Origin of the sequence: Tenacibaculum aiptasiae (assembly GCF_965221665.1) — a bacterium.
Taxonomy (GTDB): Bacteria; Bacteroidota; Bacteroidia; order Flavobacteriales; family Flavobacteriaceae; genus Polaribacter; species Polaribacter aiptasiae.
Genome location: NZ_CBDCSN010000002.1, coordinates 542733 through 567059, shown reverse-complemented (window position 1 = coordinate 567059; position 24327 = coordinate 542733). Strand labels below are relative to the sequence as shown.

The window sequence follows — 24327 nt, the reverse complement described above, 5'->3', positions numbered from 1 at the left end:
ATATTCTTTAAATATGTAAACCACATTCTCTATTACTTTCTACTTTTGTTGGATCGAAATATTTAAATTCATTTGGTAAATTATGTTGTTCTAAATATTCGTCTAATTCCTTATCTGACCAATGATAAAATGGACTCACTTTTAAAATTCCGTCTTTGCTAAAAGAAAGTATTCCTATATTATCTCTAAATGCTGTTTGCCCTTTTCTTAAATTGGTAAACCAAACTTCTGGTTGATGTTCTTTAATCGCTCTTTTAAATGGTTCTAATTTTACTTGTTCTGTAAATAAAGCATGGTCTTTATGTTCTATAGAAGGAACTCCTAATACAATATTTCTATGAGCCACTGTTTGTTTAGGAACATATAAATGAACATTCAAGCCTAATTTTTCAATTAATTCCTCAGCATGTTTGTAGGTTTGTGGTGTGTTGTAACCTGTATCGCACCAAATAACCTTTATGTAAGGGTTTTTTCTAGACACTAAGTGTAAAATGGCTACTTCATAAGGTCTAAAGTTTGTTGTAATAATTGTTCTTTTCTTTAATTCGAAAACCCATTCTATAATTTGTTGTGGAGTTAACTTTGCTAACCCTTGGTTTAATTCTTCAATATTTAATTGACTTTCTAAGCTCATTTTTTGCCCCATTTTATTTTGTTCCAAACTCTTTCATGAAAAAAGTACAACACCATTTTTGTGATTAACTCAATGCTTCCTATTGAAAATGCTGTGGCTACTTCTCCGGTAATTAACCATGATATTAATATGGTATCTATTGTTCCTATAACTCTCCAGCTAATTGATTTTACAATGCTTCTCAACGGATTTTCAGAAGCTTTATCTAGCGTGTAATTTTTCTTATTTTCTATTATTTGTTCTAAAATCATTTTTAAATTCTATTACCCTATCGGGTAACTAGGTTTTAAGAAGTGACAAATGTATACATTCATTTTAAATGTGAAAACATTTATTTGAAAATTTTACAATAGAATAACATTTGTGTTATTTTACACTAAATCTGCTAGTGTATTATTACGAAGTACTTGTAGGGTATTATCCCTAACTTGAATCATTAATTTATGTACTGAACATGCATCTTCATCAGGGCAGTCATCACACTTTTCATAATAATTTAAGCTTACACAAGGGAGCATAGCAATAGGACCTTCTAAAGTTCTGATAACATCAGTCATCTTAATTTCTGAGGCTTCTTTTAACATATAGTAACCTCCACCTTTGCCTTTTTTGGCTCCTAAAAATCCTGCTTTTCGTAAGGTAAGTAATATACTTTCTAAAAATTTATGTGATATATTTTCACTCTCGGAAATAGTAGCTATTTGTACTTTATTTCCTTTTTCTTGTCTTGCAATAAAGGTTAGTGCCTTTAAACCGTATTTTGTTTTCTTAGAAAGCATATTACAAAAATACACTTTATTTACTTTTTAAGTATCTAATGCTTGTGTTAAATCGTTAATAATATCATCTATATTTTCTAAACCAACGGAACAGCGTACCAATCCGTTTGTGATACCAACTTCTAACCTGTCTTCTTCACTCAACTTACTATGAGTTGTAGATGCAGGATGAGTAACTATGGTTCTTGTATCTCCTAAGTTTGCCGATAACGAACATAACTTTATGGCATTTAGAAAGCTACGTCCAGCTTCAATTCCACCTTTAATTTCAAAAGCCACAATATTGCCTCCTAATTTCATTTGTTTTTTTGCTATTTCATGTTGAGGATGTGATTTTAAAAAAGGATATTTTACAAGGTTTACCTTTGGATGTTTTTCTAAAAATGTAGCCACTTTTAAAGCATTTTCACAATGTTTTTCAACCCTGATACTTAAGGTTTCTAAACTTTTAGATAATACCCATGCATTAAAAGGGGACATAGCTGGACCAGTATTTCTTGAAAAAAGATAAATTTCACGAATCAATTCTTTTTTTCCAACGGTAATTCCTCCTAGAACTCTTCCTTGTCCATCAATTAATTTAGTAGCTGAATGGATAACTAAATCGGCACCAAAATTAATTGGGTTTTGTAGGTAAGGAGTAGCAAAACAATTGTCAATTACTAAAAGTAAGTTGTGTTTTTTAGCAATATTTCCTAGTAATTCTAAATCAATAATATCTACTGCTGGATTTGTAGGTGTTTCTGCATATAGAATTTTTGTATTTGGCTGAATTAACTGCTCAATTTTTTCAACTTCATTTATTTTGAAGTAGCTTGTTTCAATATTCCATTTTGGTAAATATTTTGTAAATAAACTATGGGTTGACCCAAATACAGATCTACATGAAACAATATGGTCTCCAGCATTTAATAAAGCCCCAAAAGTAGAAAATACAGCAGCCATTCCAGTAGCAAAAGCATAGCCAGCTTCAGCTCCTTCCATTTGCACTATTTTATTTACAAATTCTGTAGTATTTGGATTTGAAAATCTACTGTATAGATTTTTATCTTTTTCTTCAGCAAAAGAAGCACGCATGTCTTCTGCATCATCAAATACAAAACTTGATGTCAAATATAACGGAGTTGAATGCTCTGAAAATTGAGAGCGTTCAGTTTGTGTTCTAATAGCTTTTGTTTCGAAATGGTTGCTCATTATTTTTATATTTAAGAACTATTAAATAGTGGTTTAATGTTTAGTTGTTGTTATTAGCTAATCGTAAAATATCTCCAAATACTCCTCTGGCTGTTACTTTTGCTCCAGCTCCAGCTCCTTGAATTACAATTGGCTGCTCTCCGTAAGATTCTGTGTAAATTTCGAAAATAGCATCAGAGCCTTTTAAACTTCCAAGAGGTGAATTGATAGGAACAGAAGTTAGTTTTACACTTAAGTTTCCTTTTGTTTGTTGTAGGTCTCCAGATAAGTCTCCTATATATCTTAATACATGATTTGATTCTTGATTTTCTTTTAATTTTTGGAAAGAAAAATCTAATTTTTCTAAATCAGATAAAAAGGCTGTAGAAGAAATATTTTGAAGTTCTTTTGGAATTAAATTTTCTATTGAAATATCTTCAAATTCATTTTCTAAGTCAAGTTCTCTGGCTAAAATCAATAGTTTTCTAGCAACGTCATTACCACATAAATCTTCGCGAGGGTCTGGTTCTGTTAACCCTTTGTCTATTGCTTCTTGTAATACCGTTGAAAATGCCGAGTTACTTGATGAATAATGATTGAATATATAACTTAAAGATCCAGAAAAAACACCTCTAATTCTGGTAATATTTTCTCCTGAGTCATGTAATAGTTTAATAGTGTCAATTAATGGTAATCCCGCACCAACATTGGTTTCGTATAGATATTTCTTATTGGTGCTTTCTAACGTTTTTCTTAGATTTTTATAAGACTTATATGATACTGTATTGGCTATTTTATTAGATGAAACCAAATCGAAACCAGCATTTACTAAAGGAATATAGTTATTAATAAAATCGGTACTTGCCGTATTGTCAACAGCAATTAAGTTTTCTAAATGGTTTTCTTTAGAGAAGTCAATAATATCTTGAACTATTGTGCTGCTTTCTTTTGAATCTTCTAAATCTTTGTTCCAATTTTTAGTTGCTCCATCTTTAGTTAAAAGTGCTTTTTTGGAGTTGGCAATAGCAAAAATATTTAATTGTATTTTTCGTTTTTCTAAAATGGCCTTTGCATTTTCTAATATTTGTTCTATTAGAGTTCCTCCAACTAAACCTTTACCAAAAAGAGCAATGTTTATTTTTTTAGAAATTCCAAAAACTTGTCCATGGATAACGTTTAAAGCTTTGTGTAATTCTTCTTTTTTTACAACCAAGCTAATGTTTTTGCCTGTAACAGTATTATTAAATAATAATGGTATTATTTGATTTTTGATTAAGGCATTATAAGGATGATGGAATTCACTTAAATCTTGTCCGATTATTGATATTACAGCAATATCTTTTACTACAGATATTTTATGGACATCTTTAGTATAAAACTCATTTTCAAACTCTTTATTTAATGCTTTTACAGATTCTTCAGCTCTGGTTTTTTCAACAACCAATCCAATGCCTCTTTCTGAAGATCCTTGAGAAATAAAACTAACACTAATATCAGAACTACTTAAGGTTTTAAAAATACGAGCATCAACACCAACTTTTCCTAATAAACCTCTTCCTTCAAAGTTTAATAAAGCTACATTATCTAAAACGGATAATGATTTTATTCCTTTTGAAGTAGATTTAGAGGTTATTAAAGTTCCTTTATCGTTAGGATTAAAGGTATTTAATATTCTTAAATTGATATTTTTTTCAAGTAAAGGAATAATTGTTTTGGCATGTAAAATATTAGCACCAAAGTTTGCTAATTCGTTTGCTTCAGAAAAAGAAAGACTTTCTATCTTTTTAGCATCACTTACCAAATCTGGATTAGCTGTAAATATTCCATCAACATGTGTGTAATTTTGTAATTCATCAGCATCTAAATAATTAGCCAATAAAGATGCCGTATAATTACTACCATTTCTTCCAAGAGTGGTGGTTTCATTTTTTAAGTTTGAAGCAATAAAACCAGATACTACATTTACAGTAGCATTATTAAATTGGCTAAAATGTTTTTTAACATTCTCCTTAGAAACCTCTAAAATTGGTTGTGCATTACCAAAATTTTCATCGGTTTTTAACAGTATTCTTGAATCTGTAGGATTTGCATTAATTCCTTTTTGCTGTAATAATTCAGAAACAGTTTTTATAGATAGTAATTCACCCTGTGCTAAAACTTCATCTTTTATTTTAATACTATAATCACCTAATAAGTTTACTCCTTCAAATAATTTCTCTAAACGAGAGAATTCTGAAGAAAAATCTATTAATGGAGTTAATAGTGATTGTTCATGTTTAAAAGCTTCAAGTTGTTGTTGGTATGCTTCGTTTTTAGCGGCCTTATTTAAAATGTCTTCTAAAGTATCGGTAGCGTTTCCACGGGCAGAAACAACAACAGCAATGTTTTCACCATCATTAATTTTATTTTCTATAATAGAAATTACATTGTGTATTCCTTTGTTTGACAATGATTTTCCACCAAATTTTAAAACTTTCATTTTGTTGTTTTTTGAATTTTTATTGAATATGGGTTCAATAATTTCTTTTAGTTGTTCGTATTCTATTAAAAAAGCATCATGACCGTGGTCAGAGTTAATTTCATTATAAGTTACATTTGAATGTACTGTTGCAAGTTCCTTGTGTGTTTCTCTATTTTCTTCAGCAGTAAAAAACAAATCAGAATCAACACCTATAATATGAATGTCGGCTTTAATCGTTTCTAACACATTTAAAACTTTACGTTCCTTGGTTACATCAATTGTTTTTAATAATTGATTCATTAATTTATAAGATGCTAATTGATAGCGCTCTTGTAATTTTTTACCATGATGAAGTAACCAGCTTTCTACATTGAAGATTTGTAATTCTTCATTTTTTGAACGTTGAAAACGTTTTTTAAAAGACTCTGGAGTACGGTAACAAAGCATAGCATGCATGCGAGCATCGTGTACTGGATTACTAGAATTGGTTAAAAACTGTTCTTGAATTTGGCAATTCGCAATTAGCCAATCGGTAGACTTCCAATCTGTAGCAACAGGAATCAAATATTCAGTTATTGTTGGTTTTAAAACGGCCATTTCCCAAGCAATGCCTCCTCCTAAAGAACCACCAATTAAAGCAAATAGCTTTTTAATGTTTAGTTTTTCTAAGCCTAATAAAAAGATATTGGCAATGTCTCTAGCTACAAAACTTTTGTAATCATCTATTAAGAAATCATCATAACCATTACCAGGAATATTAAAACATAAAACAGTATACTTTTGAGTATCTATCACTTTATTCTTTCCAATAATATCTTTCCACCAACCATTTTCGCCAGCAACATTACTATTTCCTGTTAATGCATGATTAATTAGAATAACAGGAGCAGTACCCAAATGTTTCCCAAACAACTGATAACTTAAAGGTATATCATTAAACTGGGCACCACTTCCTGTTGTGTAACTAAGAATATTTATATGTAATAATTTGCTTTTCATTATTTAAAGTAGTCTTTAAACTTTTAAACAAGAGCTCCCTTTGGTATTTTATTGAAGGCTTCTTTTAGGTCTGATTTTAAATCGTCAATGTTTTCTAAACCAACAGATAATCTTATTAAATCTTCTGTAACACCAGCACTAGCTTGTTCTTCAGGATTTAATTGTTGATGTGTAGTGCTTGAAGGATGAATAATTAAAGATTTTGTATCTCCAATATTTGCTAAAAGTGAAAATGTTTTAGTGGTATTAGCTATTGTTTTTGCTGCTTCAAAACCACCTTTAGCTCCAAAAGTGACTATTCCGCTTTGACCTTTTGGTAAATAATTATTGGCTAAGGTTTTGTATTTACTACTTTTTAAACCAGGATAGTTTACCCAAGCAACCTCTTCTTGTTCTTCTAACCATTGGGCTAATGCTAAAGCATTTTCTGAATGCTTTTGAATTCTAATGTTTAAGGTTTCTAACCCTTGAATAATGTTAAAAGCGTTTGTTGGACTTAAAGCGCCTCCAAAATCACGTAAGCCTTCTAAAATTAATTTAAAAGTATAAGATTCGGCTCCTAAAGTTTCATAGTATTTTAAACCATGATACCCCGCTGAGGGTTCTGTAAATTCAGGAAATTTACCATTAGCCCAATTAAAAGTACCAGCATCGATAATTGCACCTCCTAAAGAGTTTCCTTGTCCGCCAATGTATTTAGTTAAAGAGTGAATAACAATATCAGCTCCATGCTTGATTGGGTTTAGTAGGGCAGGAGTAGCAACGGTATTATCGACAATGAAAGGGACTTCTGCTTTTTTTGCTTGCTTAGAAATAGCTTCTAAGTCTAAAACATCAAGCTTAGGGTTACCTAAAGATTCAACAAAAAATGCTCTTGTATTTTCTTGAACAGCTTTACCGAAATTTTCAGGATCAGAAGCATCAACAAAAGTTGTAGTAATACCCAAACGAGGTAAGGTAATATTTAATAAATTGTAAGTTCCGCCGTATAAACTACTAGATGCTACAATATGATCGCCTGCTTTTAGTAAGGTTAATAATCCTGTAGAGATGGCAGCGGTACCAGAAGCAAAAACAACAGCACCAATTCCTCCTTCCAAAGAAGCTAAACGCTCTTGTAAAATTTGATTTGTAGGATTGTTTAGTCGAGTATAAATAAATCCTAATTCTTTTAATGAAAAAAGATTTGCTGCATGATCAGAGTCATTGAAAACATAAGAGGTTGTTTGATAAATAGGAACGGCTCTTGTGCCTCCTGTTTGTTTTACATCATGTCCTGCGTGCAACGCTTTTGTTGCAAATTTTTGTGTACTCATTTTTCTTGTTTTTGAGTTAATAAATAATTAAACCAAAAGCCAAATGCGTCAATGTTTTGACGTACTTACTAGAAAAATGTTATTAAGAAATATTAGAAATTTCAGTATGAATTTATAGAAATTTCTTTTTGGTTATCTATCCTTGTAGCTACATCTCGATTTTTTACCGAAGTAACATTTTGGTAGAATTTAGCACCTTCTTTGTATAGAACAAAGGGTTGCTAAGGCTTCATAGGGTCTAATCCCTCCACCTTTCTTGATAACATCGTCAATAAGTGATTGAACTTTTACGAATGCAAATATTCAGTTATAAAAATTTAATTTCCTAATATTTTTTACTTTTTTTTATTTTTTAATTCGTTATATACTACGTATATAGAATTTTATTTTTAATTCTTTTTTAACAAAAAGCTTTTTAAAGTTTGAATTTAATCAATAACTTTGCGGCTGAATTTTTGAGGAGAAATTTGATCTGATTGCAACCTCTATAAAAAATGCTAAAGCAGTAATTATCTACTTCTTTTAGCGACCAAGCAATCCAAGTTTTTCTTCCGTTAATTTTTAAAAAGAAGTTTATGTCATATTTATTTACTTCAGAAAGTGTTTCTGAAGGACATCCAGATAAAGTAGCAGATCAGATTTCTGATGCTTTAATAGATAATTTTTTAGCTTTTGATGAAACGTCTAAGGTAGCTTGTGAAACTTTGGTAACTACTGGTCAAGTTGTATTGGCAGGTGAGGTAAAATCTAAAACATATTTAGATGTTCAAAAAATTGCAAGAGATGTAATTAACAAAATAGGATATACCAAAAGCGAATATATGTTTGATGGTAGTTCTTGTGGAGTTTTTTCAGCAATTCACGAGCAATCACCAGATATTAATCAAGGGGTAGAAAGAGCTAATCCAGAAGATCAAGGAGCAGGAGACCAAGGAATGATGTTTGGTTATGCTACTGATGAAACAGATAACTATATGCCTTTAGCATTAGAGTTATCGCACCGTTTGTTAATTGAATTAGCTGAGTTAAGAAGAGAGAATAAAGATATTACTTACTTACGTCCAGATGCTAAATCTCAAGTAACTATTGAGTATTCTGACGATAATGTTCCTCAAAGAATTGATGCTATTGTAATTTCTACTCAGCATGATGATTTTGATGAAAGTGAAGAGGTAATGTTAGCAAAAATTAAGTCTGATATTATATCTATTTTAATACCAAGAGTAGTAGCTAAATTACCAGAGCATATTCAGGTATTATTTACTGATGATATTACGTATCATATTAATCCAACAGGAATTTTTGTTATTGGAGGACCTCATGGTGATACAGGATTAACAGGTCGTAAGATTATTGTTGATACTTATGGAGGTAAAGGAGCTCACGGTGGAGGTGCTTTCTCAGGAAAAGATCCATCTAAAGTAGATCGTTCAGGAGCTTATGCAACTCGTCATATTGCTAAAAACTTAGTAGCTGCTGGTTTATGTAAAGAAGTGTTAGTACAAGTTTCTTATGCTATTGGAGTAGCTAAGCCAACAAGTATTAATGTTGAGACTTATGGAACTGCAACAGTTGATATGACTGATGGTGAGATAAGTAAAGTAGTGGAAACTATTTTTGATATGCGTCCTTATTTTATCGAGCAACGCTTAAAATTAAGAACACCTATTTATTCTGAAACAGCTGCTTACGGACACATGGGAAGAACTCCAGAAAAGAAAACAGTTACTTTTACAAACCCAATGGGAGATACTATTGAGCGTGAAGTAGAAACGTTTACTTGGGAGAAATTAGATTATGTAGATAAAGTAAAAGAGAGTTTTGGTTTATAATAAACTCTGATTAATACAAAAAAAAGCCTTGACATTGTCAAGGCTTTTTTTACGTCTTATTTTATCTGAAAGATAAAAGGCATTCTAGCTTGAATTCCTTTTAGTTTTTTCATTTGGTTTATATTGTCGTATAATTGATAGTGTTCATCACCTAAAGCTTCTTTTAAAATTTCTTCTTTAGAAACTTTACCAAAAGGAGAAAAGTTTAAAGCTTCTTTTAAATCCTTTTTATAGTTAGGATAATTACGGATTTTATAATTTTCAAGGTCAGCTAATTCAGCAGCTATTTCAATAGCATCATTTAAACTTCCTAATTTATCTACCAATCCTTTTTCTATAGCTTCTTTACCACTCCAAACTCTACCTTGAGCAATTTCGTTTACTTGCTCAAAAGTCATATTTCTTCCAGTGGCAACACGATTTACAAAAGTAGTATAAATTTGTTCAACACCTTCTTTAGTAACATCATAAAACTTTTGATTCATAGGTTCAAAAACACTATAACTTGGACTATCATTTGTAGATACTTGCTCGGCATTTATTCCAATATTATCCGCTAATTGATTAAAGTTTGGAATTGCTCCAAACACTCCAATAGAACCTGTAATTGTAGTTGGTTCAGCAATAATTTTGTTGGCATTACAAGCAATATAATAACCACCAGAAGCAGCTACGTTACCCATAGAAACAACTAAAGGTTTCTCTTTTTTAGCTAATTCTAATTCACGCCAAATTAATTCAGATGCCAAAGCACTACCACCTGGAGAGTTAACACGTAAAACGATTGCTTTTACATTTTTATCTTTTCTAGCTTTACGAATAGCTCTATTTGTTAAACCTTGTCCAATAATATCTTCATTTCCTTCTCCATACATAATTTGACCTTGTGCATAAATTACAGCAATTTTGTCTTTACTTGTAGAGGAAACTCTTCCTTTTCCAGATTTGATATAATCTTCTAAACTAATTGTGTTTACTTTTTTGTCAGAGTCTAATTTAAGCTTCTTTTTGTATTCATCTATATAAATAATTCCATCAATTAACTTGTTTTCTTTTGCTAGAGTAGCATTTCTTCCGTTAGCATTATCAGCAATTAAATTTAAATTCTCTACAGAAATGTTTCTGCTGTTGCTAATATCTTCAGTAATTTCAGACCAAATTGAATTTAAAAAAGAAGTAGTTTGTTCGCGATTAGCATCACTCATTTTATTACTTAAGTATGGTTCTACAGCACTTTTATATTTTCCATGACGTATAACCTCCATTTTTACACCGTATTTATCTTCAAAATCCTTGTAGTATAAAATTTCGGTAGATAAACCTTTAAAGTCAATAGCTCCAACAGGGTTTAAAAATACGCTGTCGGCAACTGAACTTAAGTAATAATTCTTTTGAGTATATACATCATTATAGGCATATACAAATTTTCCACTTTCTTTAAATTCTTCAATCTTATTTCTAATAGCTTGGGTTTGTGCAATTCCAGCACTTATATATGTAGTTTTTATACTAATCCCTTTAATATTGTTATCAGTCTTAGCATTTTCTATAGCATTAATAATTTTATTTAAAGCTAATTTTTCATCGTTTAATTCTAAAATTTCAGCTAGTGGATTATCTTCTTTAGGAGCATAATCCTTTATAGGTGTAGCTAGATTTAATTCTAAAACAGAATTTGATTTTACAACTACTTCATCTTCTGATCCTGTAATTGCAGCAATAGCCACAAAGAATATAAATATTAAAAAAATGGCTATAAAAAAACCAAGAATTGATGCTAATAAATTTCTTAAAAACTTCATTTTATATTGTTAAATTTTTTCTGGCAAATATACAGTTTTACAGGAAGTTTGTAATGTTACCTTAAACGTATGCGATATTTGCGCTGTGCGAACTCAAAATAATTAAACAGTTTGTAATTTACATCATACCCATAGTTAATATGAGGACTGTAATCAATTTGGTTTCCATAAATATTTGGATTAAAACCTAATGAATTATTAGCTCTTGAATTCCATATAGTAACATAAATTCGGTTTTTAGTTTCCAAAAAAGACTGAGAGTAAAAACCAACCGGTCTTGCTATTGTTTTTAAATAATTATTAAAGCCAGGATCTAGAATGGTGATTTCATATTCTAAACTATCATTTTTTATAACTACAGGTTCTTCTTTTGAGCTTGAACTGTTTTTTATTGGAGATGAACTACAAGTATAAACTACAACTAGTAGTAGACTAAGTATTGAAAAATATTTTAATGTTTTCATAATCAAAAGATTTAGTAATTATAAAGTTGCAAAAATTATTCCATTTTTCATTGATTTTTAGCCTGTTTAACAGTAATTTTCAGTTTTAAAATAAAGAAATGAAAAAAAGATGCTTTTGGGTAAGTGATGACCCATTATATATAGAATATCACGATAATGAATGGGGAGTTCCTGTATATGAGGATGATAAGTTGTTTGAGTTTTTAATTTTAGAAACGTTTCAAGCAGGTTTAAGTTGGATTACAGTACTTAAAAAGAGGGAAAATTTTAGAGAAGCTTTTGATAGTTTTGATTATAAAAAAATAGCGAATTACGGAGAAGAGAAATTTGAAGAGTTACTTCAAAACGCAGGAATCATAAGAAATAAATTAAAAATAAAAGCAACAATTACCAATGCTCAAGCTTTTATGAAGGTGCAAGAAGAGTTTGGTTCATTTTCAAAATATATTTGGGGGTTTGTAAATGGAAAACCAATTAAAAATTCTTTTTCAAAAAGAGAAGAAGTACCTGCAACTACTGAATTATCTGATGCAATTTCAAAAGATTTAAAAAAGAGAGGATTCAAGTTTGTTGGTTCAACAGTCATTTATGCTCATATGCAAGCTACAGGTATGGTTAACGATCATACGACCGATTGCTTTAGATATAGCGAAGTTTAAAATTCGTACATTTATCAACAGAAAAATCAATTAAATATTAAAAAATGAAATTAAAACAGATGCTTTGTGCTGCAGCTGCAGTTGGTTTTTTGGTTTCTTGTAATGTAGAGAAGAAAAAAGAACCAAAAGAAGAGGTAAAAAAAGAATCAAAATTTGATTATGAAGTAGAGCAATTTGCAGATATTAAAGTATTAAGATATCAAATTCCAGGATTTGATCAATTAACTTTAAAAGAAAAAAAGTTAGTGTATTACTTAACTCAAGCAGGTTTAGCAGGTAGAGATATTATGTGGGATCAAAATTACCGTCATAATCTTGAAATAAGAACAGCTTTAGAAAAAGTAAATAACGAATTTAAAGGAGATAGAACTTCTCAAGATTTTAAAAACTTTACAACTTATTTAAAGAGAGTTTGGTTTTCAAATGGAATACACCATCATTATTCTAATGATAAAATTAAAGCTGAGTTTTCTAAAGAATACTTAGAAGGTTTATTAAAAGAAACAAACACAACAATTTCGCCAGAAGCTTTAGATGTTATTTTTAACGATAAAGACATGAAAAAGGTGAATAAAAAGGCAGGAGTAGATAATGTATTAGCATCTGCTGTAAACTTTTATGGTCCAGAAATTACAAATAAAGATGTTGAGGATTTTTACGCTACAGCATATAAAGGTCCAGAAAATCAACCAATAGAAGCAGGATTAAATTCTAAATTAGTACGTGAAAACGGAAAGTTAGTTGAGAAAGTATGGAAGTCAGGAGGAATGTATGGAGCTGCAATTGATAAAATTATTTTTTGGTTAGAAAAAGCCAAAGGTGTTGCAGAAAATGAAAAGCAAGCTGAAACATTAAGATTATTAATTGAGTACTATAAAACAGGTAGCTTAGATGTTTGGGATAAATACTGTATCGCATGGGCTACTTCTACAGAAGGAAATATTGATTGGATTAATGGGTTCATAGAAGTATATAACGACCCTAAAGGATATAGAGGATCTTATGAGACAATAGTTGAAATAAAAGATTTCGATATGTCTAAAAAGATGAAGGTTTTATCTGATAACGCTCAGTGGTTTGAAGATAACTCACCATTATCTCCAGCGCATAAAAAACAAAATGTAGTAGGAGTATCATACAAAACTGTAAATGTAGCAGGAGAAGCAGGAGATGCATCTCCAAGTACTCCAATTGGAGTAAACTTACCAAATAACAACTGGATTCGTCAGCAGCATGGTTCAAAATCAGTTTCTTTAGGGAATATTATTGGAGCATATAACAATGCTGGAGGAACAGGACGTTTAAAAGAGTTTGCTCACGATCAAGAGGAAATAGATTTAGAGATTAAGTATGGAAAGTTAGCGGATAAGTTACATACAGCTTTACATGAGGTAATTGGACATGCTTCTGGACAAATAAATGAAGGAGTAGGGCAGCCAAAAGAGACTTTAAAAAACTATGCATCTACAATGGAAGAAGGTAGAGCAGATTTAGTTGGATTATACTATTTAATGGATCCTAAGTTACAGGAATTAGGATTAGTAGATGATTGGCAAAAAGTAGGAAAAGCTGCTTATGATGGTTATATCAGAAATGGATTAATGACTCAGTTAATTCGTATCAATTTAGGAGATGATATTGAAGAAGATCATATGGTAAACCGTCAATGGGTTTCAGCTTGGGCTTTTGAACAAGGGAAGAAAGATAATGTAATAGAGAAAGTAACAAAAGATGGTAAAACATATTTTGTTGTAAATGATTACATGAAACTTCGTGAGATTTTTGGACGTTTATTAAAAGAAGCGCAAAGAATTAAATCTGAAGGAGATTTTGAAGCTGCAAAAGCATTAGTAGAAGGATATGGTGTAAAAGTAGATCAAGACATACATAAGGAAGTATTAGATCGTAATAAACAATTTACGTCAGCTCCTTATAGTGGGTTTGTAAATCCTGTTTTAGAGCCTGTAAAAGATTCAGAAGGAAATATAACTGATGTAAAAATTACACAACCAAATACATTTGAAGAGCAAATGAATTTTTACGCTAAAAACTATAATTTCTTACCAATTAAGAACTAATAGAGTTTAACAAATAAGAATTATAAAACCGACACTGAATGCAGTGTCGGTTTTTTGTATTTTTAAAGCATAAAGAAACTAACAATGGCAAAGAAAATAAAAGACCCAGGATTTGGATACAATTCAAGAAAGAACATTAAAGGAATTGTAAATAAAGACGGAAGTTCTAATGTTATACACATTAACAAAAAGTTTAATTTGGATGATATGTATACCTTCTTTATAGAATTGTCGTGGTGGAAATTTTTCTTGTTAATTATTGTAGGTTATACATTCTTAAATATTGTTTTTGGATTTATTTATATGGCAATTGGTATTGAAGAAATAACACCATCGAGAGGAAATTTTATAGATGATTTTTTAAACGGATTCTTTTTTAGTGCTCAAACATTAACAACTGTAGGTTATGGTGGAATTGCGCCACAGGGAGTTACTGCTAATTTAATTGCAGCATTTGAAGCAATGATAGGACTGTTAAGTTTTTCATTTATTACAGGATTACTGTATGGGCGATTCTCAAGAGCTAAAGCAGCTATTCATTTCAGTGAAAACTTAATTTTAAGAGATTTTAAAGAGCATAGAGCTATTATGTTTCGTTTAATGAATAGTAGGAAAACAGTAATGATAGAGCCAGAAATAACAGTGACTTTATCAATAAATGAAAAGAATCTAGAAGGTGAATATAAAAGAGAATTTTATCGATTAAAACTGGAAAGAGATAAAATCATGTACTTACCTACAGTATGGACTATAGTTCATGAAATAGATGAAAAAAGCCCATTATTTAAATATTCTGATGAAGAAATTTTAAATTTAGAAGCAAAACTGTATGCACTAATACAATATCACGAAGAATCTTTCGGGCAAAAAGTATATCAAATAACTTCATATGACTTTCAACAGCTAGAATCAGCAGTAAAGTATAAACGATCATTCCATTTTAATGAAGAAGGCTATACAGTCTTAGATCATGAAAAGATTAATGAAGTAGAAGAAATGGTTTAACCCTTAATTAAGTATTTCGAAAGAAATAAAAGAGCAATCACAGTAATAATACCGATAGCTACATACAAAGCGCCATTTTGATAATGTTTCTTATTGTTTTTAGCATCTTTTTTATAGCTGAAAATCATTAAAGCAACAAAAGCGATAACAAATAAACTGGCAAAAATAATTCTTCCAGTAGTAAACATTTTGGCAGCAATAAGTGTAAACATAAAATTGTATTTTTAGCAAAGTTAAAGAATGATTTTATAATGAAGAAAACTAAAACAGCAATTGTTTTTGGAGCAACATCAGGTATCGGTAAAAACCTAACAGAACTGTTAGTAAAAGATAATTATATTGTTGCAATAACGGGAAGAAGGCTAGAGATGCTTGAAGAAATAAAAGCCCAAAATCCTGCCCAAATAATTATAAAACAAAATGATATAACTCAAGTAGAAGAATTAGAAAAGGCTTTTAATGAAATTGTTACCGAATTAGGAGAGGTGCATCTAGTAGTGCATTCATCGGGAGTAGGAGAGGTGAACAATAAACTAGATTGGAGTACAGAAAATAAAACAGTTCAAACCAATGTTGTAGGTGCAACGAAATTATACGGATTGGCTTATAATTTATTTAGAGAACAACAATTTGGACATTTGGTAGGGATTTCATCAATAGCATCGCTTAGAGGAAATAGAGCGGCACCTTCGTATTTTGCTTCTAAAGCATATCAGAAAGCGTATTTAGAAAGTTTATATATTAAAACTAAAACCATAAAATCAAGAAAGGTTTTTATAACCGATATAAGACCTGGTTTTGTAGATACAGCCATGGCCTTAGGAGACGGTATTTTTTGGATGGTTTCTTTAGAAAAAGCAACAAAACAAATTTACTCAGCAATAAAAAGAAAAAAGCGAGTAGCTTATATTTCGAAAAGATGGCGTTTAATTGCTTGGGTTTTAAAAATAGTTCCAACTCGATTATTAAAAATGGCAACTTAAATGAAAAAGAAAAATTTAATAGTTTTTGATATAGATGATACTTTAACAAAAAGTGAGAATCAGCATCAAACAGCATTTGTAGAGGCAATGATTAGTTTTGGGATTACTAATATTGATAAAGATTGGAAATCCTATAAGAATATGACTGATAGTTATATTTTGAAGAAAAACTACGAGCGTAATTTTAACAAAGAGTTTGACTTTTCAATGATGCCAGAGTTTGAGGAAAAGATGACGGAACATTTACTCTCTTTACAAGAAACAAAAGAAATACTAGGAGCAAAAGCTATTATAGATTTTTTTATGAATGAAACGGATTATGCTATTTGTTTTGCTACAGGATCTTTGTTAGAACCAGCTTTAATAAAACTACAACAAGCAGAAATAAATTTTATACCAGATGTAATTGAAACTGCAAGCTCTTTTTATACAAGAGAAGAAATTGTAAAATCAGCGATAGAAAAAGCTAAAAAATATTTTCAGGTAGATGAGTTTGAAACAATAATCTCAGTAGGAGATGGTATTTGGGATTTAAAAACGGCTCATAATCTTGGAGTTCACTTTTTAGGAATTAGAAATAAAAACTTGGAAGATTTTCAGCAACACAATATAAAAAGTCATATTGTAGATTGGTCTCATTTTGATTTTCAAAAAATACAAACAGAATTAGAAATAATATAAGATGAAAGATAAAATAAAAGCAGTACATGAATTTCATTCAGCATTTAAATTAAATATTCAAAATGAACCAACAGTTGCTATTTCTGATGAAAGAAAACAATTGCGTTTTGAGTTAATGAAAGAAGAGAATGAAGAATATTTAGAAGCAGCAAAAAATAACGATTTAGTTGAAGTAGCTGATGCGCTTGGTGATATGTTATACATTCTATGTGGAACTATTATTGAACATGGTATGCAACACAAAATAGAAGAGGTGTTTGATGAAATTCAGAAAAGTAATATGAGTAAGTTAGGAGAAGATGGAAAGCCTATTTATAGAGAAGATGGTAAGGTATTAAAAGGACCAAATTATTTTAAACCTAACATTAAAGAAATATTAAATAAATTGTAATAAAAAAGCTCCTTAATTTTAAGGAGCTTTTTTATTATTGTTTTTCCATAATACGGTCTAGTTCGGAAGTTAAAGTCTTAACATTGTTAACCATTTTGAGAATAACACCGTTAGAATCTACAATTAAATGGGTAGGATATTGTTTAACTTTTAACTTTTTAGACATATAGTCTTTCTGCTCAGGAATAGTAGAGAATTTAAAAGATTTTGTTTTTAAAAAATCAACGAGTTTATCTTTTTTATCAAAAGCTAAACTTACAAACTCAATATTATCATCTTTATATTTATCAACCAAAGCATTTAACTCAGGAAACTCTTCTACACATATTTTACAGTTAATAAACCAACATTTTAAAACCAATATTTTACCTTCAGTATCAGCTTTATTATGAGATTTTCCTTTTAAATCAACAAAATCATAACTTGGTAGCTTTTTACCTTCTCTTCTAAAGTATTGATAAGCTATAGTGGCTTTTCCTGTAATTCCTTTTTTAATCTTTTCATCTGAAGCTTGCTCAAGATTAATAAGTTTGTATTGAGTTTCACCTTTTACCACGTCTTTAATAGGGATAAAAGCACCAGTTCTTAATAAACTAAGGAATATACCTTTGTCGGTTTTAACTCCTTTGTCATCAACAGGAACAAAGGTAGACATCAAATCGATGTTCTCTTTCGTATACTTATTCCAATTCTCAAAACTTCCTTGAATATCACTTAAATTAGTTTCTTTAGGAGTTTTAGATTCAGTTTTTTTTTCGCTCTTTTTTTTAGAAGAAGCTTTTGTTTTCTTTTTAACTTCAGTTTTTTTAGCTGTTTTAGCATTATTGGTTTTTATACTTTCACTTGAATAGCTATTTAAAGCAAATAGTGATATAGAAAAACCTATTATAATAGATAAAACAGTCGGTACAATATTTTTCATTTCCCCTTGAATTTTATTGTAATTAATTGACTATAAGTTACTAATATAGCTTTTTTTTATCGAAAATTAAATTTTCACTCGCCAGTTATACTGATCTTCCGATTTATTATACTGAATATTAAGTAGTTTTTCTTTAAATAAACTAGCGTAAGAATTTTCAATATTTGGTAATTCGAAAGTACTGTCGTTATGTTTAAAACCTTTTATAGGGTTAATTACAGCAGCAGTACCAGAACCAAAAATTTCTTTTAGTTCACCTAGTCTGGCAGCTTCTTTAATTTCAGAAACAGATACTTTTCTAACTTCAATTTCGATGTTGTTATCTTTAGCAAGTTGAATAATAGATTTTCTAGTAACACCATCTAAAATTCGATCATTAGTTGGTGTGGTAATTAATTTATCACCAACTCTAAAGAAAATATTCATCGTCCCAGCTTCTTCTAAGTACTCATGAGAATTGGCATCTGTCCAAATAATTTGCTGATATCCTTCTTTGTGAGCTAAACTAGTAGGATAAAACTGAGCAGCATAATTACCAGCCGCTTTGGCATATCCAACACCACCATCGGCAGATCTACTATATTTTTGAGAAAAAATAACTCGAACCTCACCAGCATAATATGATTGAGCAGGAGAACAGATAATCATAAATTTATAAGCTTCAGCAGGAGAAGCAGCAATGGCTCCTTCTGTAGCAATAATAAACGGACGGATATATAAAGAGTTACCTAATCCTTTTTTTATCCAGTCTTTATCAATGTTTAATAGCTTTTTTAAACCTTCAAAAAAAACATTTTCAGGAACAGGAGGCATAGCCAAACGTTCGGCAGATAAATTTATTCGGTTAAAATTTTCATCAGGTCTAAAAAGAAAAATATCATCATTTTCGTCTTTATAGGCTTTCATACCTTCAAAAACAGCTTGCCCATAATGAAAAACTCTGGCAGAAGGCTCAAATAAAATTGGACCATAAGGTTTAATTTCTGGGTTTACCCATTGTCCGTCAACATAATCGCAAACAAACATGTGATCCGAAAAAGTTCGTCCAAAATTTAAATTATCAAAGTCTACAGAGTCAATTTTTGATTGCTCTATTTGCTGAATTTTAATATCCATAAATTGCTGTTTTTACAAGTGCTACGAAGATACAAAAACTAGCTGTATTATGCTTTTTTTGAAGACAGACTTAGTGAATAATAATTATATTTGTTATCTAACTAGATTAAATTGAAAAACAAATGAAAAAAATACTTTTATTAGGACTTTGTTTAAGTCTTTCATTTATAGCTTGTAAGTCAGAAAAAAAAGAAGAAAAACAAGAGGTAAAAGCTATTGAATTAGTTTCTTTTGGAAAGGAAATTTCAGCAGATAATGCTATTAGTAAAGAAGAAATGGCTAAGAAGTTTGAAACTATGAATGCCGGAGATACTTTGGATGTGAAATTTATGGGAGAAATAGCTGAGGTATGTCAGAAAAAAGGGTGTTGGATTAAAGTACCTTTAGACGATAAAAAAACATCTTTTGTAAAGTTTAAAGATTATGCATTCTTCATGCCTTTTAATTCGGCAAAAAGTAAGGTTATTTTAAACGGAAAAGCATTTAAAAATGAAGTTTCAGTAGAAGAGTTACAACATTATGCAAAAGATGCTGGGAAATCTGAAGAGGAAATAGCTAAAATTACTGAACCAAAAGTAACGTACTCTTTCTTAGCAGATGGAGTGTTGTTAGAGGCTACAGCTGATGAAAAATAGAATTTTGTTTGTATTTTTTTTGAGTTTGATGTTGAGTTGTCAAACACAAAAAGAAACAAAAGAAATAAAGATTGTAAAAAAGGTTCCGTCAAAGTTTCAGATGTATAAAACATCTGAAATGGCGGAATTAATGAGAAATATGCTCGCCAAGAATAAAGAAGTGAGAACTCAAATTATTCAAGGAGAAGAAATAGGCGATTTCAACAAAGAGTATATTAAAATACATACAGCAAAGCTTACCGATAGTACAGATTTAGACGAAAACTTTTTAACCTATGCTAATCATTTTGAAAAAATGCATAGAAAGCTTTTTGAAGTTTCCAAAGAAGAAAGGAAAGAGCAGTTTAATGATGCGATTAATTCGTGTATAGCTTGCCATCAAATGAAATGTAGAGGTCCAATACCTAGAATTAAAAAATTATTAATCAATTAATTTGAAACGAGAAATTATCATAACATCCGATGGTTCAACAACTATTCATTTGCCCGATTGGAATGAGCAATATCATTCTAAACATGGGGCAATTCAAGAAGCATATCATGTTTTTATAAAGAATGGTTTAGAGATATTAGATAAAGATGAAATTTCAATCTTAGAAATTGGATTTGGTACAGGATTGAACAGTTTTATTACTTTTTTAGAAAGTGATAAAACTGTTAATTATGTAGGAGTTGAAGCTTATCCGGTTGCTGAAGAGGAGGTTGTGAAATTAAATTATGTAGCGGAACTCAAAGCAGCAGCTAAAGAATCTGTGTTTAAAAAAATGCATGAGGTTTCTTGGGGAGTGAAACAGGAGATAACAGAAAGCTTCTACTTAACAAAACGTCAACAGTTTTTTAAAGATATTGACGATATTGACACCTTCGACTTAATTTATTTTGATGCTTTTGGAGCCCGAAATCAACCAGAATTATGGACTGAAGAGATTTTTAGCATAATGTTTAATGCCTTAAAGTCAAATGGCGTTTTAGTAACTTATTCAGCTAAAGGAAGCGTTCGTAGAGCTATGCAGGCAGTAGGTTTTGAAGTAGAACGTTTACCTGGTCCACCTGGAAAAAGAGAAATGTTAAGAGCGGTAAAGCATTAAAGACTTTTTTGAACCCCTCCAGTAATTTGTAAATTAGTAGAATTTTGTACAAAAGCAATAATTCTGTAATTATCGTTAATGTCAAAATTTTCAGGGATATTTAACGATATATTTCCATTAACTTTATCTTGAATTGGAAGAGAAACTTGGTTAATAACAATGTTACTGTTTTTAATTTTTCTATTAGAATTTTCTCCCCTTTTAACAAAAGTTGTTTTCTCTTCTAATACCAAAGCAAGTGAAACAATTTTATCATTCAAATCACCTTTTATTTTATAATCAATGTTTATAAGCCTGTCTTTTTTATGAATATTGGATAAGATAATAGCGTTAGAGGCATTTTTCGAAGTATACTTTCGTAAACTACGTTTAAGTTTACTTCTGTTAGAACCAGTAAAATGCTCATTTCCATTAACCACTAATTGAGGAGTATATACACTAGAACTGTTAAATTTTCGTGCGTAATCATATTGTAATTCTGTAAAGACTTTTTTACTAAAAGGATCTTTCCAACCTAATCTGTCCCAATAACCTACATGATAAGACATCACAATAACATTAGAGTTTGTAGTATTTTTTTTGACTTGTTCGAGCAAATAATCAGCAGGTGGACAGCTACTACAACCTTGGGATGTAAATAATTGAAATACAACAAAAGGAGGATAGGTTTCTTCTTTAGTATTCTCTGAATTTGTATAAAATAAGGTAGCTAGGAAAAAAATAAAAACGTATTTCATTACTTAATATGAATTTGAGAGTTAGGCGAATTTTGCTTTTAATCCTTACAGTTTATAAGAAGTTAAGAATAGAATTAATATCTTCGATGCTTAAATATAAAATGAAGGATGAAGTTTCAAAGAAGATTTGGAAATAGAAAACGAACAAATCCTAAAAGAGGGTTGTTTTTAGTATTGTTATTGGCAGTAGTTTTATTTTTATGGTTTTATGCCGAAAAACTAATGGAAAGAATTTTATAAATGAAGCCATTTAAATTTAAAGAGTTTACGGTACATCAGGATAAAACAGCGATGAAAATAGGTACTGATGCCGTTTTGTTAGGAGCTTGGTGCGATTTAGGTGAATTTCCAGATACAATATTAGATATTGGTTCAGGTACTGGTGTTATTTCGTTAATGTTAGCACAACGTACTGATGCCATGACTATAGATGCGGTGGAAATAGATGAAGGGGCTTATGAGCAAACGGTAGAAAACTTTGAACAATCTGATTGGGGCGATCGTTTGTTTTGTTATAATGCAGCTTTTAATGATTTTGCTGAAGAAATGGCAGAAGAAGAGGAAGTATATGATGTTATTGTATCGAATCCACCTTTTTATACTGATGATTTTGAAACAAAAGATGAAGCAAGAAATAAAGCTCGTTTTACATCGTCACTTACTTTTGAAGATTTACTAGCAGGTGTTTCTAAAATATTATCTACAAACGGATTATTTTCTGTAATTATTCCATTTAAGGAGGAAGAAAGTTTTGTACAGTTAGCACAAGAAAATGGATTATTTACTCAAAGAGTTTGTAGAATAAAAGGAAATGAAACTTCTGAAATAAAGAGAAGTATGTTAACCTTTTCTTTTCAAGAGCAAGAAGTTAAAGAAGAGGAATTAATTATAGAAAAAGAAAGGCACCAGTATACTGATGCCTATATTGAGTTAACTAAAGATTTTTATTTAAAGATGTAGTTTTTCTACATCTTTTTTTATTTAGTATAATCGTAAGTGTTTGAATAAAAAGTATCAGCTATATTATTGAATATTTTAGATTGATTACGAGGAGCACCATGATTTATTCCTGGCATTATACAAAGCTGTGCTCTAGGGATATTATTATATATTTCAACAGCGTGTTCATTTTTAATAATATCTCTATCACCAATCATAATTAAAACAGCAGCTTTAATTTTAGCCAATTCTGCATGACTTATGTTAGGTTGATTTAATAAAAGTTTGTCTAACTGTAATTCTCTTTCCCAATCTTTAGAAGTATCCCCTTTTTTAATCATTTTGATGGTATTGGAATGCATTTCTACTACTTGTTTACGTGCCCAAAAGTTAATAGCAGTAGTATCAGGTCTTAGGTTAGCTCCCATGGCAATTATTTTATTGATATTTACCTTGTTGTTAATCCCCATTTTTAAAGCAATAATTCCACCATCGCTCCATCCAAGAATATTAATAGTTTTTAATTTCAAGTGATTTACAAGAGCTTCTAAATCTTCAGCCATTAAATCATAGGTCAATTTTTTTGTTTTTAATTTAGATTTTCCCTGACCTCTACTATCAACAGCAATAACTCTAAATTTATCTTTGAAATAATCGATTTGATATTCCATAGCACTGATGTCAGTACCACAGCTATGAATAACTAATAATGGCTCCCCTTTCCCGTATTCTTCATAATATATTTTAGTACCGTTTACATTTACATGTTTACCTACTTCTTTATTATTACCATAAGGTGTGCTTAATTTTTGCTGAGCTAAAAGAATGCTTGTTTGAAAAATGAAAAGCAATAAGGTTGCTTTAAAAAGTATTATTTTTCTCATTGTGTTAGGATGTGTGTAATTTGTTTTTAATAAATGTTTTATGATCCGGCAAAGCTAATAGATTCTAATTAAGAATCAAGAAAGAACTTATTTCTAAATTATGATGTTAACCATTTTTTAATGAACAAGTGGTTTCGGGAGAATTAAAAACAAAAATAAAGGCATCAATATACTGATGCCTTTATTGAATTTATAAGAGTTATATGTAATTGTTTAACTTTTTAAATAGAACTCTTTTATAACTTTTACATGGTGTAATTCATGTCCCAAAATATGATAACCTAAAGCTCTTACACTAGTTTGGTTACCATTTGCAGTGCCTATGCGCTTTAAAGAATTATAAGAAAACCCGTTAAAAAGAGTAATTGTAGATAATCTCAAAGCTTCATATTCAGCCATTATGTTTTCAATAGTCCTTTCAGAAGTATCAGAAAAAAGATTGTAATCATCTTGTTCAAAACCTGGAAGACATGTTTGGTCATTTCTAGCAAAAGCAAGTGTTCTATATCCATAAATTCTCTCGTCATCAATTATATGAACCAAAACTTCTTTAATAGACCATTTATTTTTTTGATACCTATAATTAAGCTGCTCTTCTGATAAATTATGAATGATAGCTTTGGTTGTTTCTAAATTAGATTTTAACTGTTGTATTAAACTTCCATCTTTTTTTACCAATTTCATATACATTTCTGCATATGAAGGGTATTCGTTTTTTGATGGAAATTCAATATGTTTTATCATTATAA

26 protein-coding genes and 1 riboswitch are annotated in these 24327 nt (G+C 30.2%); of the genes, 12 read left to right on the top strand and 14 right to left on the bottom strand.

Going from position 1 to position 24327, the window contains the following annotated elements; all coding sequences use genetic code 11:
- Positions 1-7: 7 nt before the first annotated feature.
- The 6 genes from ACOQN8_RS02935 to ACOQN8_RS02910 form a co-directional block, all read right to left on the bottom strand.
- Entirely contained in the window at positions 8-634 is a 627-nt protein-coding gene (locus tag ACOQN8_RS02935) for a phosphoadenosine phosphosulfate reductase domain-containing protein (protein WP_150900139.1), read from the bottom strand.
- Positions 631-885, bottom strand: coding sequence for a DUF2061 domain-containing protein (locus ACOQN8_RS02930; RefSeq protein WP_235273436.1), 255 nt, complete (start codon positions 883-885; stop codon positions 631-633). The genes ACOQN8_RS02935 and ACOQN8_RS02930 overlap by 4 nt, the downstream gene beginning before the upstream one ends.
- 120 nt (positions 886-1005) lie before the next feature.
- The gene (locus tag ACOQN8_RS02925) at positions 1006-1413 is read right to left on the bottom strand and encodes an RrF2 family transcriptional regulator (RefSeq protein ID WP_150900140.1); all 408 of its coding nucleotides are present in this window, start codon (positions 1411-1413) and stop codon (positions 1006-1008) included.
- 27 nt (positions 1414-1440) lie between these two features.
- Positions 1441-2607, bottom strand: coding sequence for an O-succinylhomoserine sulfhydrylase (locus ACOQN8_RS02920; protein WP_420551537.1), 1167 nt, complete (start codon positions 2605-2607; stop codon positions 1441-1443).
- A gap of 40 nt (positions 2608-2647) precedes the next feature.
- Positions 2648-6046 carry a bifunctional aspartate kinase/homoserine dehydrogenase I gene (gene thrA / locus ACOQN8_RS02915; RefSeq protein WP_420551536.1) on the bottom strand — a complete coding sequence of 1133 codons (3399 nt, stop codon included), beginning with the start codon at positions 6044-6046 and terminating at the stop codon, positions 2648-2650.
- A gap of 23 nt (positions 6047-6069) precedes the next feature.
- Positions 6070-7362, bottom strand: a complete 1293-nt coding sequence (locus ACOQN8_RS02910; protein ID WP_420551535.1) for an O-acetylhomoserine aminocarboxypropyltransferase/cysteine synthase family protein — start codon at positions 7360-7362, stop codon at positions 6070-6072.
- A gap of 155 nt (positions 7363-7517) precedes the next feature.
- Positions 7518-7628, bottom strand: a riboswitch (SAM riboswitch).
- Positions 7629-7937: 309 nt separating this feature from the next.
- Here ACOQN8_RS02910 and metK point away from each other — a divergent pair.
- Positions 7938-9194 (top strand): methionine adenosyltransferase, encoded by a 1257-nt coding sequence (gene metK, locus ACOQN8_RS02905; RefSeq protein WP_420551534.1) that lies wholly within the window; start codon positions 7938-7940, stop codon positions 9192-9194.
- Between the two features lie 56 nt (positions 9195-9250).
- Here the strand turns inward: metK and sppA are convergent, their stop codons facing one another.
- Positions 9251-10996, bottom strand: coding sequence for a signal peptide peptidase SppA (gene sppA / locus ACOQN8_RS02900; RefSeq protein ID WP_420551533.1), 1746 nt, complete (start codon positions 10994-10996; stop codon positions 9251-9253).
- Positions 10997-11052: 56 nt separating this feature from the next.
- Entirely contained in the window at positions 11053-11460 is a 408-nt protein-coding gene (locus tag ACOQN8_RS02895; protein WP_420551532.1) for a DUF6146 family protein, read from the bottom strand.
- A 98-nt stretch (positions 11461-11558) separates the two neighbouring features.
- On the opposite strand from ACOQN8_RS02895, the gene ACOQN8_RS02890 reads away from it, so the two are divergent.
- The 3 genes from ACOQN8_RS02890 (at position 11559) to ACOQN8_RS02880 (ending at position 15202) form a co-directional block, all read left to right on the top strand.
- Positions 11559-12119, top strand: coding sequence for a DNA-3-methyladenine glycosylase I (locus ACOQN8_RS02890; protein WP_420551531.1), 561 nt, complete (start codon positions 11559-11561; stop codon positions 12117-12119).
- A gap of 44 nt (positions 12120-12163) precedes the next feature.
- Entirely contained in the window at positions 12164-14197 is a 2034-nt protein-coding gene (locus tag ACOQN8_RS02885) for a dipeptidyl-peptidase 3 family protein (protein ID WP_420551530.1), read from the top strand.
- Between the two features lie 84 nt (positions 14198-14281).
- On the top strand, positions 14282-15202 hold the full coding sequence (locus ACOQN8_RS02880; RefSeq protein WP_272151952.1) for an ion channel: 921 nt from the start codon (positions 14282-14284) through the stop codon (positions 15200-15202).
- On the opposite strand, the gene ACOQN8_RS02875 is transcribed toward ACOQN8_RS02880, so the two are convergent.
- Positions 15199-15414, bottom strand: a complete 216-nt coding sequence (locus ACOQN8_RS02875) for a hypothetical protein (RefSeq protein WP_235273425.1) — start codon at positions 15412-15414, stop codon at positions 15199-15201. The two genes, ACOQN8_RS02880 and ACOQN8_RS02875, sit on opposite strands and share 4 nt — an antisense overlap.
- A 39-nt stretch (positions 15415-15453) precedes the next feature.
- Here ACOQN8_RS02875 and ACOQN8_RS02870 point away from each other — a divergent pair, with 39 nt between their 5' ends.
- Genes ACOQN8_RS02870 through ACOQN8_RS02860 form a run of 3 tightly spaced genes read left to right on the top strand, consistent with a single transcriptional unit; the run spans position 15454 to position 17257 of the window.
- Positions 15454-16185 carry an SDR family NAD(P)-dependent oxidoreductase gene (locus ACOQN8_RS02870; protein WP_420551529.1) on the top strand — a complete coding sequence of 244 codons (732 nt, stop codon included), beginning with the start codon at positions 15454-15456 and terminating at the stop codon, positions 16183-16185.
- Entirely contained in the window at positions 16186-16866 is a 681-nt protein-coding gene (locus ACOQN8_RS02865; protein WP_420551528.1) for an HAD family hydrolase, read from the top strand. It begins immediately after the preceding gene.
- 1 nt (position 16867) lies between these two features.
- Positions 16868-17257, top strand: coding sequence for a pyrophosphohydrolase domain-containing protein (locus tag ACOQN8_RS02860; RefSeq protein ID WP_420551527.1), 390 nt, complete (start codon positions 16868-16870; stop codon positions 17255-17257).
- A gap of 34 nt (positions 17258-17291) precedes the next feature.
- On the opposite strand, the gene ACOQN8_RS02855 is transcribed toward ACOQN8_RS02860, so the two are convergent.
- On the bottom strand, positions 17292-18179 hold the full coding sequence (locus tag ACOQN8_RS02855; RefSeq protein WP_420551526.1) for a TlpA family protein disulfide reductase: 888 nt from the start codon (positions 18177-18179) through the stop codon (positions 17292-17294).
- A 66-nt stretch (positions 18180-18245) separates the two neighbouring features.
- The gene (locus ACOQN8_RS02850; protein WP_420551525.1) at positions 18246-19295 is read right to left on the bottom strand and encodes a branched-chain amino acid aminotransferase; all 1050 of its coding nucleotides are present in this window, start codon (positions 19293-19295) and stop codon (positions 18246-18248) included.
- Positions 19296-19417: 122 nt separating this feature from the next.
- On the opposite strand from ACOQN8_RS02850, the gene ACOQN8_RS02845 reads away from it, so the two are divergent.
- From ACOQN8_RS02845 to mnmC2, 3 genes are read left to right on the top strand one after another with little or no spacing between them, the layout of a single operon-like run.
- Complete coding sequence (locus ACOQN8_RS02845; protein WP_420551524.1) at positions 19418-19930, top strand: DUF4920 domain-containing protein; 513 nt, start codon at positions 19418-19420, stop codon at positions 19928-19930.
- Positions 19920-20363: a hypothetical protein gene (locus ACOQN8_RS02840; protein ID WP_420551523.1), complete on the top strand. Its 444-nt coding sequence runs from the start codon at positions 19920-19922 to the stop codon at positions 20361-20363. The genes ACOQN8_RS02845 and ACOQN8_RS02840 overlap by 11 nt, the downstream gene beginning before the upstream one ends.
- A gap of 1 nt (position 20364) precedes the next feature.
- Positions 20365-21018 (top strand): tRNA (5-methylaminomethyl-2-thiouridine)(34)-methyltransferase MnmC2, encoded by a 654-nt coding sequence (mnmC2, locus tag ACOQN8_RS02835; protein ID WP_420551522.1) that lies wholly within the window; start codon positions 20365-20367, stop codon positions 21016-21018.
- Here mnmC2 and ACOQN8_RS02830 read toward each other — a convergent pair.
- Complete coding sequence (locus tag ACOQN8_RS02830; protein WP_420551521.1) at positions 21015-21755, bottom strand: DUF1223 domain-containing protein; 741 nt, start codon at positions 21753-21755, stop codon at positions 21015-21017. The genes mnmC2 and ACOQN8_RS02830 overlap by 4 nt on opposite strands.
- Positions 21756-21863: 108 nt before the next feature.
- Between ACOQN8_RS02830 and ACOQN8_RS02825 the strand changes: the two genes are divergently transcribed.
- Together ACOQN8_RS02825 and ACOQN8_RS02820 are read left to right on the top strand one after the other, a co-directional pair.
- A complete protein-coding gene (locus tag ACOQN8_RS02825; protein WP_255689031.1) occupies positions 21864-21995 on the top strand; it encodes a hypothetical protein in 132 nt (43 codons plus the stop codon).
- Entirely contained in the window at positions 21996-22715 is a 720-nt protein-coding gene (locus ACOQN8_RS02820) for a tRNA1(Val) (adenine(37)-N6)-methyltransferase (RefSeq protein WP_420551520.1), read from the top strand. It abuts the gene before it with no gap.
- Positions 22716-22732: 17 nt separating this feature from the next.
- Here the strand turns inward: ACOQN8_RS02820 and ACOQN8_RS02815 are convergent, their stop codons facing one another.
- Both ACOQN8_RS02815 and ACOQN8_RS02810 read right to left on the bottom strand, forming a co-directional pair.
- Complete coding sequence (locus ACOQN8_RS02815; RefSeq protein WP_420551519.1) at positions 22733-23578, bottom strand: alpha/beta fold hydrolase; 846 nt, start codon at positions 23576-23578, stop codon at positions 22733-22735.
- Positions 23579-23791: 213 nt separating this feature from the next.
- Positions 23792-24322, bottom strand: coding sequence for a DinB family protein (locus ACOQN8_RS02810; RefSeq protein WP_420551518.1), 531 nt, complete (start codon positions 24320-24322; stop codon positions 23792-23794).
- Positions 24323-24327 lie beyond the last annotated feature (5 nt).